The sequence below is a fragment of the Pseudolabrys sp. genome (assembly GCF_050250095.1).
Lineage (GTDB): Bacteria > Pseudomonadota > Alphaproteobacteria > Rhizobiales > Xanthobacteraceae > Pseudolabrys.
In genome coordinates this window covers 338,955-352,507 of sequence record NZ_JBFWPH010000003.1, presented here as the reverse complement: position 1 = coordinate 352,507, position 13,553 = coordinate 338,955, and the positions used below count along the sequence as shown (strand labels likewise).

General features: G+C 65.3%; 12 protein-coding genes. 7 read left to right on the top strand and 5 right to left on the bottom strand.

All coding sequences use genetic code 11. The features are described from left to right. Positions 1-34 precede the first annotated feature (34 nt). The 3 genes from acnA (at position 35) to AB7F10_RS11115 (ending at position 4,421) form a co-directional block, all read left to right on the top strand. Complete coding sequence (acnA, locus tag AB7F10_RS11125) at positions 35-2,764, top strand: aconitate hydratase AcnA (RefSeq protein ID WP_428560783.1); 2,730 nt, start codon at positions 35-37, stop codon at positions 2,762-2,764. Between the two features lie 108 nt (positions 2,765-2,872). After that, a complete protein-coding gene (locus AB7F10_RS11120; RefSeq protein WP_428560781.1) occupies positions 2,873-3,625 on the top strand; it encodes a DUF1223 domain-containing protein in 753 nt (250 codons plus the stop codon). A gap of 418 nt (positions 3,626-4,043) precedes the next feature. Continuing rightward, a complete protein-coding gene (locus tag AB7F10_RS11115) occupies positions 4,044-4,421 on the top strand; it encodes a DUF2794 domain-containing protein (protein ID WP_428560779.1) in 378 nt (125 codons plus the stop codon). A gap of 2 nt (positions 4,422-4,423) precedes the next feature. Here the strand turns inward: AB7F10_RS11115 and AB7F10_RS11110 are convergent, their stop codons facing one another. The 4 genes from AB7F10_RS11110 to AB7F10_RS11095 form a co-directional block, all read right to left on the bottom strand. After that, complete coding sequence (locus tag AB7F10_RS11110) at positions 4,424-4,957, bottom strand: N-acetyltransferase family protein (protein ID WP_428560777.1); 534 nt, start codon at positions 4,955-4,957, stop codon at positions 4,424-4,426. Between the two features lie 228 nt (positions 4,958-5,185). Continuing rightward, positions 5,186-5,944, bottom strand: coding sequence for a Bax inhibitor-1/YccA family protein (locus AB7F10_RS11105; RefSeq protein ID WP_428560775.1), 759 nt, complete (start codon positions 5,942-5,944; stop codon positions 5,186-5,188). A gap of 210 nt (positions 5,945-6,154) precedes the next feature. Beyond that, positions 6,155-8,734, bottom strand: a complete 2,580-nt coding sequence (locus tag AB7F10_RS11100; RefSeq protein ID WP_428560773.1) for an ABC transporter permease — start codon at positions 8,732-8,734, stop codon at positions 6,155-6,157. Further along, the gene (locus AB7F10_RS11095) at positions 8,731-9,426 is read right to left on the bottom strand and encodes an ABC transporter ATP-binding protein (protein ID WP_428560771.1); all 696 of its coding nucleotides are present in this window, start codon (positions 9,424-9,426) and stop codon (positions 8,731-8,733) included. The genes AB7F10_RS11100 and AB7F10_RS11095 overlap by 4 nt, the downstream gene beginning before the upstream one ends. Here AB7F10_RS11095 and AB7F10_RS11090 point away from each other — a divergent pair. Together AB7F10_RS11090 and thpR are read left to right on the top strand one after the other, a co-directional pair. Continuing rightward, positions 9,395-10,123: an arylesterase gene (locus tag AB7F10_RS11090; protein WP_428560769.1), complete on the top strand. Its 729-nt coding sequence runs from the start codon at positions 9,395-9,397 to the stop codon at positions 10,121-10,123. The genes AB7F10_RS11095 and AB7F10_RS11090 overlap by 32 nt on opposite strands. A gap of 16 nt (positions 10,124-10,139) precedes the next feature. Next, positions 10,140-10,691 carry an RNA 2',3'-cyclic phosphodiesterase gene (thpR, locus tag AB7F10_RS11085; protein ID WP_428560767.1) on the top strand — a complete coding sequence of 184 codons (552 nt, stop codon included), beginning with the start codon at positions 10,140-10,142 and terminating at the stop codon, positions 10,689-10,691. On the opposite strand, the gene AB7F10_RS11080 is transcribed toward thpR, so the two are convergent. Further along, on the bottom strand, positions 10,678-11,253 hold the full coding sequence (locus AB7F10_RS11080) for an N-acetyltransferase family protein (protein WP_428560765.1): 576 nt from the start codon (positions 11,251-11,253) through the stop codon (positions 10,678-10,680). The two genes, thpR and AB7F10_RS11080, sit on opposite strands and share 14 nt — an antisense overlap. Before the next feature lie 249 nt (positions 11,254-11,502). On the opposite strand from AB7F10_RS11080, the gene zapE reads away from it, so the two are divergent. Further along, positions 11,503-12,669 (top strand): cell division protein ZapE, encoded by a 1,167-nt coding sequence (gene zapE, locus AB7F10_RS11075; protein WP_428560763.1) that lies wholly within the window; start codon positions 11,503-11,505, stop codon positions 12,667-12,669. Positions 12,670-12,750: 81 nt separating this feature from the next. Further along, positions 12,751-13,551: a DUF1003 domain-containing protein gene (locus tag AB7F10_RS11070; RefSeq protein ID WP_428560761.1), complete on the top strand. Its 801-nt coding sequence runs from the start codon at positions 12,751-12,753 to the stop codon at positions 13,549-13,551. Positions 13,552-13,553: the final 2 nt, after the last annotated feature.

Sequence of the window (13,553 nt, the reverse complement as noted above, 5' to 3'; positions counted from 1 at the left end):
ACGCAAATCCCCGGACGCCAATGGAACCACCACAATGACGTCACTCGACAGTTTTCGTTGCTGCACCACCCTGAAAGTCGGCGGCAAGAGCTACGCCTATTACAGCCTGCCGATCGCGGAGAAGAATGGCCTCAAGGGCATTTCGCGCCTGCCGTTCTCGATGAAGGTGCTCCTGGAAAATCTCCTGCGCAACGAGGACGGCCGCACGGTCAAGAAGGAAGACATCCAGGCGATCGCGACCTGGCTCAAGACGCGCAGCTCGCCGCACGAGATCGCGTTCCGTCCGGCGCGCGTGCTGATGCAGGACTTCACCGGCGTCCCCGCGGTGGTCGATCTCGCCGCGATGCGCGACGCGATGGAAATGCTCGGCGGCGATCCGAAGAAGATCAACCCGCTGGTGCCGGTCGATCTCGTCGTCGATCACTCGGTCAACGTGATGTTCGCCGGCACCGCCTCGGCGTTCAAGAAGAACGTCGATGAGGAATACCGGCAGAACCAGGAACGCTACAAGTTCCTGAAGTGGGCGCAGAACTCGTTCGACAATTTCAGCGTGGTGCCGCCCGGCACCGGCATCTGCCACCAGGTCAATCTCGAATATCTGTCGCGCACGGTGTGGAGCAAGAAGGACACCGTCGTTCTCGCGCCAAAGGGCAAGAGCAAGGCGCCCGGCAAGCCGGTGAAGATGGACGTCGCCTATCCCGACACGCTGGTCGGCACCGACTCGCACACCACCATGGTCAACGGCCTCTCGGTGCTCGGCTGGGGCGTCGGCGGCATCGAGGCGGAAGCCGCGATGCTCGGCCAGCCGATGTCGATGCTGCTGCCGGAAGTGATCGGCTTCAAGCTGACCGGCAAGATGAAGGAAGGCGTCACCGCGACCGACCTCGTCCTCACCGTCACCGAAATGCTGCGCAAGCGCGGAGTGGTCGGCAAGTTCGTCGAGTTCTTCGGCCCCGGCCTTGTCGCGCTGTCGATCGCCGACCGCGCCACCATCGGCAACATGGCGCCGGAATACGGCGCGACCTGCGGCTTCTCGCCGATCGACGACGACACGCTGCGCTATCTGAAGGACACCGGCCGCCCGACCGACCTCATCAAGCTGGTCGGCGCCTATGCCAAGGCGCAGGGCATGTTCCGCACCAAATCGACGCCGGACCCGAAATTCACCGACGTGCTGACGCTGGATCTCGGCAAGGTCGAGCCCTCGCTGTCCGGCCCGAAGCGTCCGCAGGACCGGATCGGCCTCAAGGACGTCAAGGCCGGCTTCATCAACTCGATGGACAAGGAGTTCAGGAAGGCCGACGAGCTCGCCAAGCGCGTCAAGGTCGAAGGCCGCAAGCACGACATCGGCAACGGCGACGTCGTGATCGCCGCGATCACCTCCTGCACCAACACCTCGAACCCGAGCGTGATGGTCGGCGCCGGCATCCTCGCCAAGAAGGCCGCCGCGCGCGGGCTGACCGCGAAGCCGTGGGTGAAGACTTCGCTCGCGCCCGGCTCGCAGGTGGTGGCGGAATATCTCGCCAAGTCGGGGCTGCAGAAGGAACTCGACAAGCTCGGCTTTAATCTCGTCGGCTTCGGCTGCACCACCTGCATCGGCAATTCAGGCCCGCTGGCGCCGGAAATTTCGCAGGCGATCAACGACAACGATCTGGTCGCCGCCGCGGTACTGTCGGGCAATCGTAACTTCGAAGGCCGCGTCAATCCGGACGTGCGCGCCAACTATCTGGCGTCGCCGCCGCTCGTCGTCGCCTATGCGATCGCCGGCTCGATGCAGATCGATCTCGCGAAGGAGCCGATCGGCGTCGACAAGAAGGGCAAGAAGGTCTTCCTGAAAGATATCTGGCCGACCAACAAGGAAATCGCAGCGGTGATCCGCAAGACGATCACGCGCAACATGTTCCTCAAGAAGTACGGCAATGTCTTCAAGGGCGACGCCAACTGGCGCAAGATCGCGGTCAAGGGCGGTCTGACGTTCGGCTGGGACGACCGCTCGACCTATGTGCAGAACCCGCCTTACTTCGAAGGCATGCAGAAGCGCGAAGTGCCGGTCGACGACATCGTCGGTGCGCGCGTGCTCGGCCTGTTCCTCGATTCGATCACCACCGACCACATCTCGCCGGCCGGCTCGATCAAGGAAGCAAGCCCTGCCGGTCAGTATCTGCGCGACCATCAGGTGCGGCCGATCGACTTCAACCAGTACGGCACGCGGCGCGGCAATCACCAGGTGATGATGCGCGGCACCTTCGCCAACATCCGCATCAAGAACCAGATGGTGCCGGGCGTCGAAGGCGGCTTCACCGTTCACTATCCCTCGAACGAGCGGATGCCGATCTACGACGCGGCGATGCGCTATCGCGCCGACAACGTTCCGCTCGTCATCTTCGCCGGCAAGGAATACGGCACCGGCTCCTCGCGCGACTGGGCGGCCAAGGGCACCGTTCTGCTCGGCGTCCGCGCCGTCATCACCCAGTCGTTCGAGCGCATCCATCGCTCCAACCTCGTCGGCATGGGCGTCATGCCGCTGGTGTTCGAAGAGGGCACTTCCTGGCAGTCGCTCGGCCTCAAGGGCGACGAGAAGGTGACCATCCACGGCCTCGAAAGCGGCCTGCGGCCGCAGCAGAAGCTGACGGCGGAGATCACGATGGCCAGCGGCGACGTGAAGCGCGTGCCGCTGATCTGCCGGATCGACACGCTGGACGAGCTGGAATACTTCAAGAACGGCGGCATCCTGCAGTATGTGCTGCGTCATCTCGCGGCGTGACGGCAACGTCACGCACCGCGATACCGCTCACTGCGAAGTGAGTGGCGGGTGATTGGTCTTGCGTCTATTGAAATCCGGCAAATGCAACGGGATTCCGGGACCGCAACGATGACCCGCCGCTTCGGATTTCGGCAGCTTGTCGCCCCCGCCGCGCTTGTCGCGGCGATGCTCGTGACGTCGACGCCGTCACCGGCCGGCGAGCCGCGCGCGGTGATCGAGTTGTTCACCAGCCAGGGCTGCTCGTCCTGCCCGAAGGCGGACGCCGTGCTCGGCGATCTGTCGAACGATCCGTCGATCGTCGCGCTCAGCCTCAACGTCGACTACTGGGATTACATCGGCTGGAAGGACACGCTGGCGCTGCACGGCCACGCCGTGCGCCAGAAGGCCTATTCGCGCGCGCGAGGCGACCGCGAGGTCTACACGCCGCAGGCGGTGATCAACGGCGTCATCCATGTGCTCGGCAGCGACAAGAGCGCGATCGAACACGCCATCGCCACGACGCGCGACCGCAATCATCCGCTCACCGTTCCGGTGACGCTGGCGATCGCCGACGGCAAGGCGACCGTCAAGGTCGCCGCGAGCGGCGAGGCGGCGCATGGCGAAGTCTGGCTTTGCCCGGTGACCGGAAAAATTTCCGTTCCGATCGAGCGCGGCGAAAACAACGGCCGCAGCCTGACCTACTACAACGTCGTGCGTGGCTGGACGAAGCTCGGCGATTATTCCGGCAAGGCGGAGACCTTCACCGTGCCGGTGCCGAATGTCGACGGCGCAGACGTCGACCGGCTCGCGGTCGTCGTGCAGAACGGCGTCGCTTCGAAGCCGGGGCTGATGATCGGCGCGGCGCTCGCCTCGATTCGCTGATCGCGAAATCCAAATCCCGTCCCCAAAAAGAAAAAGAGCCGGCGATGAGCCGGCTCGAAAAGTTTTGGGGATTGAACCGTACGCTGAACTCTGGCCTACCGGCCCGGCCCGCCATGCCCGGGGGGCTGGGGGGCTGAGGAATCCGGACATCGGCGGTCCGGGCCTTGAGGCAACGATCATCTTTTCCCAAAGCAGGGTGACCGCGGCTTGACCGAATTTGGGCGGCATTATGATTTTTCTAACGGTGTCGTGAGCGCTGTCTGCCTGATATTGCGGCAAATTTTCTCGTTCACGGCCAGGCGCGGCGAAATAGGTGCGTGAAAATCGCCACTTGCCGCCGGTCCCTGCCGGCGCGATCATGAAGGGGATGTGACACCGTTTCGGGCTGTTGAGCCCGGAATTTTGCAGGAGGCGCCGCATGTCGTTCGGTTCCGGCGAAATCGACCCCAGTCAGTCGTCGGGCGGCGCGGTTGCGCACCGCGTTTTGCCCGCCTCCCTCAATCAGGTGACGTTCAGCCGCCGCGAATTGAACCGCATCCTTGGGCTCTATGGCCGCATGGTCGCTGCCGGCGAATGGCGCGACTACGCCATCGATTTTCTGAAAGATCGCGCGGTATTTTCCGTATTCCGCCGCGCTTCGGAAGTGCCGCTGTACCGGATCGAGAAGGATCCGCAGCTTGCGCGCAAGCAGGGTGCCTACAGCGTGATCTCGGCGACCGGCCACATCATGCGGCGCGGCCACGAATTGGACCGCGTGCTGCGCGTGCTCGACAAGTCGCTGTCGGTGGTGAACTGAGCTTAGTCTCGCGGCGGCGTAGTGGGTCCGTCGCCGAGCGGCAGTTGCATGTGCACGGTGTCGAGCCAGCGGCCGAACTTGTAGCCGACATTCCTGAACACGCCGGCGTCCTGAAAGCCGAGCGCCTTGTGCACGCCGATCGAGGCCGCCTGCGCGGAATCGCCGATCACCGCGATCATCAGCCGGAAGCCGCGCGCCGTGCTCGCCTCGATCAGCGCCTGCAGCAGCACGCGGCCGACGCCGCGGCGTTGCATCTCGGGAGCGACATAGATCGAATTCTCGACGGTGAAGCGGTAGGCCGGCCGCGCCCGGTAGGGACCGGCATAGGCATAGCCGGCGACCGCGCCGTCGATTTCCGCGACGAGGTAGGGGAAGCGGCCGGCCAGCAGCGTTTCCATGCGCTTGCGCATGTCCGCCTCGGTCGGCGCCTCAAGTTCGAACGAGGCGGTGCCGTGGGTCACCGCATGGCCGTAGATGCGGGTGATGGCGGGAATGTCGGTGAGCGCGGCAGGGCGGATGGTCATGGCGTCCGTCATGCTAGGGCATGATCCCGAAAAGTGGGAACCGGTTTTCGGACAAGATCATGCCCTCACGAAAAGACAAGCGACGGGTCGGATTCAACTTGGTTGAATCAGACCCTAGCAAAAACAAAACGCCCCGGCACAGGGCCGGGGCGCTGATATTTTGGACTGTCCGTGCTGCGTTCAGGGCATGATCCCGAAAAGTGGGAACCGGTTTTCGGACAAGATCATGACCCTACAACTCTAGCGGCGGTCGCCGAACAGCTGCAGCAGCATGATGAACAGGTTCAGGAAGTCGAGGTAGAGGCGCAGCGCGCCCATGACCGCCTTCCGGCCCGCCACCGTGCCGTCGTCGTTGACGTCGTACATTTCCTTGATCTGCTGGGTGTCGTAGGCGGTGAGGCCGACGAACACCAGCACGCCGACGACGGAGATGATGAACTGCAGCATCGAGCTGCCGAGGAAGATGTTGACCAGGCTCGCGATCACGATGCCGATCAGGCCCATGAACAGGAACGAGCCGAAGCCGGACAGATCCCGCTGCGTGGTGTAGCCGTACAGGCTCATCGCGCCGAAGGTCGCGCCGGTGATGAAGAACACGCGGGCGATCGACGTGCCGGTATAGGCGACGAACAGCGAGCCGAGCGCGAGGCCCATCAGCGCCGCGTAAACCGAGAACAGCGTGAATGCCGTCGTCGGCTGCAGCGTCTGGATGCGGAAGCTGAGGAAGAACACCAGGCCCAGCGTCGCGAGCATCAGCACGATCGGCATATAGCCGGTGAACAGCATCTGCCCGATCGGGGTCAGGACCAGCCCGCCGCCGGCGCCGGCCGTCGTTCCGAGGTTAAAGGCGAGCCACGCGACGATACCCGTAAAGGCAACGCCGCCGGCCATCAGGTTGTAGACGCGGATCATGTAGGCGCGCAGGCCTGCGTCGATCGCGACAGCCCGGTCGGCGCCAAAGCCGCCGCGGGCAGCAATGTTCCGGTCGAAATCCGACATCGAAGTTCCCTCTCTGAAACCCGGCCGATGCCGGGGCTTTCCGTTGCGCGGCCGGCGCCATGCCGTCCGCGGTCGACAGGAATCTAGTGGCAGTTCAGGTTCCGCGCCAGATGTGGCTGCGTGAAGACAGTGGCAGGATTGCCAAACGTTAATGCGCGTAAACGCCGGATTCCTCAGGAATCCGGGGCATGCGCGCCGAAGCGGCCGGCTTTACAGATTGCGCAGCACAGGTGCGGGCTTTTGTCCCAGTGCCGCGAAGGTGCCGGCGAGGCCGAGCAGCACGGTCACCGCAACCGCGGCGAGTGCGGCGGCGATCGCCGGAACGGGCTGCCAGATAAAGCCGAGATGCATCAGATGGGTGATGATCACATAGGCCGAGGCCGTGCCGCTGAGCACGCCGAAGGCGGCGGTCGCCGTTCCGAGCAGCAGGTATTCGACGACATAGGCGCCGAGCAGGCGGCGGCGGGTCGCGCCGAGCGTCTTGAGGATCACGGCGTCATAAACGCGGTGCCGGTGGCCGGCGGCCAGCGCTCCGCCGAGCACCAGCGCGGCGGCGAGCAGCGTCACGCCGCTTGCGGCGCGGATCGCGACAATGAGATTGGCGACGATGCCGGCGATGGCGTCGAGCGCGTCCTTGACGCGCACGGTGGTGATCATCGGATAGGCATTGGCGACGTCGCGCAGCACCGCGGCCTCCTGGGCGCCGCTCGCACCGCCGGGAAAGGTCAGCGTCGCCATGCGGGTGTGCGGCGCGCCGCGGAACGTGTTCGACGAAAACACCATGACGAAATTGATGCCGAGATTCTGCCAGTCGACCTCGCGCAGATTGGCGATGCGCGCGGTGATGTTGCGGCCGAGCACATTGACGGTCACCGGATCGCCGACGCGCAGGTCGAGGCCTTCCGCGATCTTCTTCTCGAACGAGATCAGCGGCGGGCCGTCATAGTCCGGCGGCCACCAGTGTCCATCGGTGATGCGGGAGCCGGCCGGCGGTTCGGCCGCGTAGGTAATTCCGCGGTCGCTTTGCAGTACCCAGGCCGCATCCGGCGCGGGCTTCAGCGCTTCTGCGGAGATGCCTCTTGCGGAAACGATACGGCCGCGCAGCATCGGAACGCCTTCGAGCGTGCCCGATGCGGCATGTTTTTTGATGAAGGCATCGAACTCGTCACTTTGCGCCACCGGAATATCGAGAAAGAAGAACGCCGGTGCTTTCTCCGGCAGCGCCGCTCTGAACTGGTCGCGCAGGTTGCCGTCGATCTGGATCACGGTGACCAGCAGCGCGATGCCGAGGCCGAGCGACAGCACGATCGACGGCGTCAGCGCGCCGGGACGATGGATGTTGGCGACCGCCATGCGCAACATCGTGTTGCGTGGCCGCGGCACGCGCCGGGCGATCCACATCAGGCCGGCGGCGACCAGCCGCAGCAGCACGAAGACACCCGCCGCCGCCGCGACATAGACGACGGCGACGCGGCGGTCATAGGCGAGCGTGACGGCGAGGACCGCCAGTACGACCACAGCGAGGGTGGTCACGACGATATAAATCCGCCGCGGCCAGGCCGGCTGCGGCGCGACGCCGTCCCGGAACAGCGCGCCAACCGGCACGTCATGGGCGCGGCCGAGCGGCCATAGCGCGAATGCAAGCGCGGTCAGCACGCCGTAGAGCATCGCCAGCGCCAGCTCGCCCGCATGAACGTTCGGCTCGATCGGCAGCGGGATGATCGCGCTGAACAGGCCGGTGATGGCGTATGGAAACGCCGCGCCGACGGCGACGCCGATAACGCCGCCGATCAGGGCGAGAATGATCACCTGAATGAGATAGATCGCGAACACGCGCCCGCCCGGCGCGCCCAATGCCTTTAAGGTCGCGATGCTTTCGCGCTTGCGGTCGAGGTGGCTGCGCACCGCATTGCCGACCCCGACGCCGCCGACCAGCAAGGCGGTGAGCCCGACGATGGTGAGAAATTGCGTGAAGCGTGTGATGTTCTGTTCGAGCCGGGGCGAGGCATTGGTGCGGCTGCGGATGGTCCAGCCCGATTGCGGAAACTGGTCGCGCGCTGTGGCGATGACGTTTTTCAGATGCGTGTCGCTCGCCGTGTCGTCGGCAAAGCGCACGCGGTAATGCCAGCGCACCAGACTGCCGGGCTGCAGCAGTCCGGTCGCGCGCAGCGCGTCCTCGTTCACCATCAGCCGCGGACCGAAGCCGATGCCGATCGACAGCTTGTCGGGCTCGGTGGTGATCGCCGCGCGCACCTCAAGGCGCAGGTTGCCGACGGTGAGCGTGTCGCCGGGCTTCAATCCGAAACGGTCGATCAGCGTCGGATCGACGACGGTGCCGTAGACGCCGTCGCGCTCCGCCAGTGCATCGGCGAGCGGCATCGCCGGATCGAGCACGACGGAACGGAACAGCGGATAGGCTTTGTCGACGGCTTTCACCTCGACAAGCGTTGCGCCGCCGTCGGCGGTGCGCGCCATCGCGCGCATGGTGGCGTCTTCCGAGACGGCGCCGATGCTTTCGAAAAACTTGCGCTCCGCCGGTTCGGCCTCGCGATGGATCAGCGTGAAGGATACGTCGCCGCCGAGGATGACGCGGCCTTCGCGGGCAAGCCCGTCGGCGAGGCTTCCGGCCAGCGAGCCGACGCCGGCGATGGCGGTGACGCCGAGCGCGATGCAGGCGATGAAGACGTAGAAACCCCGCAAACCGCCGCGCAATTCGCGCAGCGCAAAGCGTAACGAAAGGCCGACGCGTGGCCGGGCTCCGGTGCATGGCGTCGTCGCCGCGGCCGTCATCCGGCGTGTCCGTCGATGCGGCCGGAGCGCAGCCGCACCGTGCGCCCGCAGCGCGCGGCGAGCGCGTTGTCGTGCGTCACCAGCACCAGCGTCGCGCCGCGCCGTTCGTGGCTCGCGAACAGGAGATCGATGATCTGCCGGCCGGTCGCCTCGTCGAGATTGCCGGTCGGTTCGTCCGCAACAAGGATCGCCGGGTTCGGCGCCAGCGCGCGGGCAATCGCGACGCGCTGCTGCTCGCCGCCGGACAGTTCGGCAGGATAATGATGCAACCGCTCGCCGAGCCCGACCGCCGCGAGTTCGTCTGTCGCGCGCGCTTCGGCGTCGTCGGCGCCGGCAAGCTCCAGCGGCACCGCGACGTTCTCGAGTGCCGTCATGGTCGGGATCAGGTGGAACGACTGGAACACGATGCCGACATTGCGGCCGCGGAAGCGCGCCAGCGCGTCTTCGTCGAGCCGGCCGAGGTCTTCGCCGGCGACCGCGATGCTGCCGCTGTCGGCGCGTTCGAGGCCGGCCATCACCATCAACAGTGTGGACTTGCCGGAGCCGGACGGCCCGACGAGGCCGATGGTCTCGCCACGGCCAATATTCAGGCTTATGTCTTTGAGGATGTGGACGCGGGCCGCGCCGTGGCCGAGCGAAAGATTGATCCCGGCGAGCGCGATGGCCGGTCCGGCCTGGGAGGCGTCGTTCATGCGGACTTTCCGTTCACAACCTCGCTCATATGGGACATTCGTGGCCAAGGTCCAGCGTTTCCGTCTCACATTTGCTTGGGTGGCCGTTTTCGCAGTACTCGCCGCCGCTTCGGCGGCAGCCGACGCCCCGGTCAAAATCGTCGCGCTGGGAGATTCGCTGACCGCAGGCTTCGGCCTGCCGGGCGGCGATGCCTTTCCGGTGAAGCTCGAAAAGGCGCTGAAGGCGAAAGGGATTGCGGCAACGGTCGCCAATGCGGGCGTGTCGGGCGACACCGCCTCCGGCGGGCTTGCCCGCGTCGATTGGTCGATCCCGGACGGCACCGACGCCGTCATCGTCGAACTCGGCGCCAACGATGCGCTGCGCGGCATCGATTCGGCGGTGACGCGAAAGGCGATCGACGCCATCCTGAGCCGCCTGAAAGAACGGAAAATCGCGGTGCTTCTGTGCGGCATGCGGGCGCCGCCGAACATGGGCGCCGACTACGCCAAGACATTCGATGCGATCTTTCCGGCGCTGGCCGAGAAGCATGGCGTGCTGCTTTATCCGTTCTTTCTCGACGGCGTGGCCGCTGATGCAAAATTGAATCAGGGCGACGGAATTCATCCGACCGCCCAGGGCGTCGATGTCATTGTCACGCGAATCATGCCACACATCGAGCAGCTGATTGCCCGCGCCCGGACGCTGCGCGGGTCCTAAAATCCGGAAGGCCGTCATGCCTCGTCTGTTCACCGGATTGGAAGTCCCGCCGGAAGTGGGCCAGTCGCTGGCCATGCTGCGCGGCGGAGTGCCGGGCGCGCGCTGGATCGACCCGGAAAACTATCACCTGACGCTGCGCTTCATCGGCGACGTCGACGACGTCACCGCCCACGAGATCAATTCGATGCTGGAGCGGGTGCGACGCCGCTCGTTCGAATTGCGGCTCGACGGGTTGTCTTCGTTCGGCGGCCGCAAGCCGCGGGCGATCGTCGCGACCGCGGCGCCGACGCAGACCTTGCTCGAAATCCAGTCCGAGCAGGAGCGTATGATGCAACGCATCGGGCTCGAGCCGGAAGGCCGCAAGTTCACGCCGCATGTGACGCTGGCGCGGCTGCGCGATGCGTCGAGCCATCAGGTCGCGGACTACCTGTCGGCGCGCGGGCATTTCCGCACGCCGCCGTTCCAGGTCTCGCGCTTCGTGCTGTTTTCCTCGCGCGCCTCGATCGGCGGCGGACCCTATGTGGTGGAGGCGAGCTATCCGCTCGCCGCCAGTTTCACGCCGGCCTGAGCAGCCGCGACTGGGCGTCGAAAATCGCCGCCGTCACCGCGTGGCCATCGGCCATGATCTCGCGCGTCACCGACATCAGCGTCGACCGAGGCGGATCGACTTCACCAACCACGCTGCCGAAATCGAAATGCAGGTCGGCGTCGAACTTGCGGGCGAGCTGCTGCATGCGCTCGTTCTCGGCGAGGCAATGCATGCACAGCGACCGGACGCCGCGGTTGCGCGCCGCAAGCAAAGTCCGCTCAAGCAACACCGAGCCGACGCCGTGGCTCTGCCACGGCTTCTCGATGCTGAAGGCGGCCTCCGCCTCGCGCGTGAAGGGCGAGGACGACATCCGCAATTCGCCGCAGCCGCGCAGCGTCTCGCCGATAAAGAAACCGTGGATCACGGTGCCGAAGCCGCGGGCCGCCTCAGCGTAGCCGCGAATGAAGTCGTCCGACACGCCGCCGCCGAACCGGCGCACCCGGCTGTCGGCGTCGAGCCGCAGCAGGTGGTCGCGGTAAGCGTCGGTCTCGCCGACCCAGAGTTTGCGCACGACGCCGTCGTCGGGCAGGGGCTCGATCATTAGACAAGGCCTCTTGATGGACACGCACCGGCGCTTCGCCGCGAATCGCCGGCCGGCGGCGGAATGTAGTTGTTGCATTGCAGCAAAAAAGCGACAGAGCCGCCGCTGCACAGCTTCCGCGCAGAAAACGCATAGCTGACAAGGAGTTAACAAAGGCCATCGGCGCGGCCGGCTGTAATTCCATCGAAGCCGGAAAAGCTCTAGGTGTGAGCCGGCCACCCCATCGTCCTCGCCGACCGCTTTTCATTCATGCCCGGCTCGATCCGCACCCGATATCAGGCGCTCGCCGCAACCGGCGAAATCGAGACCGACCCGGCACAGCTTGCGCTGGTCGGACGCTTCGCCGCGCTCGAGGAACGGCTGAGCCAGAAGCGGCTCGCCCGCAAATCCTCCTCGCTTGGCTGGCTGTTCGGCGGTGGCAAGAAATCCGCCGAGCCGCTGCGCGGGCTTTACGTCTACGGTGAGGTCGGCCGCGGCAAGACCATGCTGATGGACCTGTTCTTCGAGACCACGGCTGTCCAGCGCAAGCGCCGCGCGCATTTCCATGAGTTCATGGCCGACGTCCATGAGCGCGTTCATGTGTTTCGGCAGGAGCCGGCGCAAAACGGCGGCAACGACCCGATCCTGCGCGCGGCCGCGGCTATCGCGGATGAGACCTGGCTTTTGTGCTTCGACGAGTTTCACGTCACCGACATCGCCGACGCCATGATCCTCGGTCGGTTGTTTACCCGGCTGTTCGAGCTTGGCGTCGTGGTGGTGGCGACCTCGAACATCGCACCGGGCGGTCTCTACAAGGATGGTCTCAACCGGGCATTGTTCCTGCCGTTCATCGCGCTGCTCGAGAAGCATGTCGAGGTGATGCGGCTGGAGGCGCGGGCGGACTTCCGGCTTGAAAAGCTGACCGGCCTGCCGACCTGGCATGTGCCGAACGACGCGAGGGCGAAAGCGGCGCTCGACGACGCCTGGCGGCGGCTCACCGGCACGGACCGCGGCATGCCGCAGCAGCTTGTCGTCAAAGGCCACAAAGTGCATGTGCCGCAGGCGGCGATGGGCGTCGCCCGGTTCTCCTTCGCGGATCTGTGCAGCGAGGCGCTGGCGGCGAGCGACTATCTGCGCATCGCGCACGACTTTCACACGCTGATCGTCGACGACATTCCGGTGATGGATTACGACCGCCGCAACGAGGCGAAACGCTTCATCATCCTGATCGACACGCTCTACGACCATGCGGTGAAATTCATCGCGTCGGCGGAAGCCGAGCCGAACGCGCTTTATCGCGCCACCGAAGGCTACGAGGCGCTGGAGTTCAACCGCACCGCCTCGCGGCTGATCGAAATGCGCTCGCAGGATTACCTCGGCCTGCCGCACGGCCCGCGCCACGGCGCTCGCTCGATTGAGCACATCATCGAAACCTGAGCGGTCCCGTTCTTTTTCGTTGTCAATTGCAATGGCGCAAGCGACACCAGCGCACAGGCGACGACACGACAGGAGCCGCGCATGGCCGACCAACCGTTTCCGCCAGACAGCCCGGGTGAGCCGCTGCCGGACAATCCGGTGAGCCAGTCCGCGGCCGACAACGGCGCGTTGACGCGCGTGCGCCGTCCACGGCCGACACGGTTTCGCTGTGTGATCTGCGACAAGGAAAAGCCGGCGCGCGACATCGTCCGGCTCGACGTGGTGCGCCCGATCGTGCTCGATCGCATCAAGACGGTCTATCCCGACCTGCCGGCGGAAGGCTTCATCTGCATCGACGATCTCGACGAATTCCGTGGCCGCTATGTCACCGAGCTGTTGCGCAGTGAGCGCGGCGAGCTGACCCAGCTCGAGCAGGAGGTGGTGCAGAGCCTTGCCGACCACGAGACGCTGGCCGAGAACATTCAGGCCGAGTTCGAAGGCCATCGCACCTTCGGCGAGAAGCTGTCCGACCATCTCGCCAATTTCGGCGGCAGCTGGACCTTCATCCTGATGTTCCTCGGCACCCTCGTGGTCTGGATGGCGTTCAACGTGATCGCGATCCGCGAGCAGTTCGATCCCTATCCCTTCATCCTGCTCAATCTCGTGCTGTCCTGCCTCGCGGCGCTGCAGGCGCCGATCATCATGATGAGTCAGAAGCGGCAGGAGGCGAAGGACCGGCTGCGGTCCGAGAACGACTACCGGGTCAACCTGAAGGCGGAGCTGGAAATCCGGCATCTCCACGAAAAGATCGACCACATCCTCACCCGCCAGTGGGAGCGGCTGGCGGAGATCCAGCAGATCCAGCTGGAAATGATGACGGACGCGACGCTGCGAAAACGTTGAGT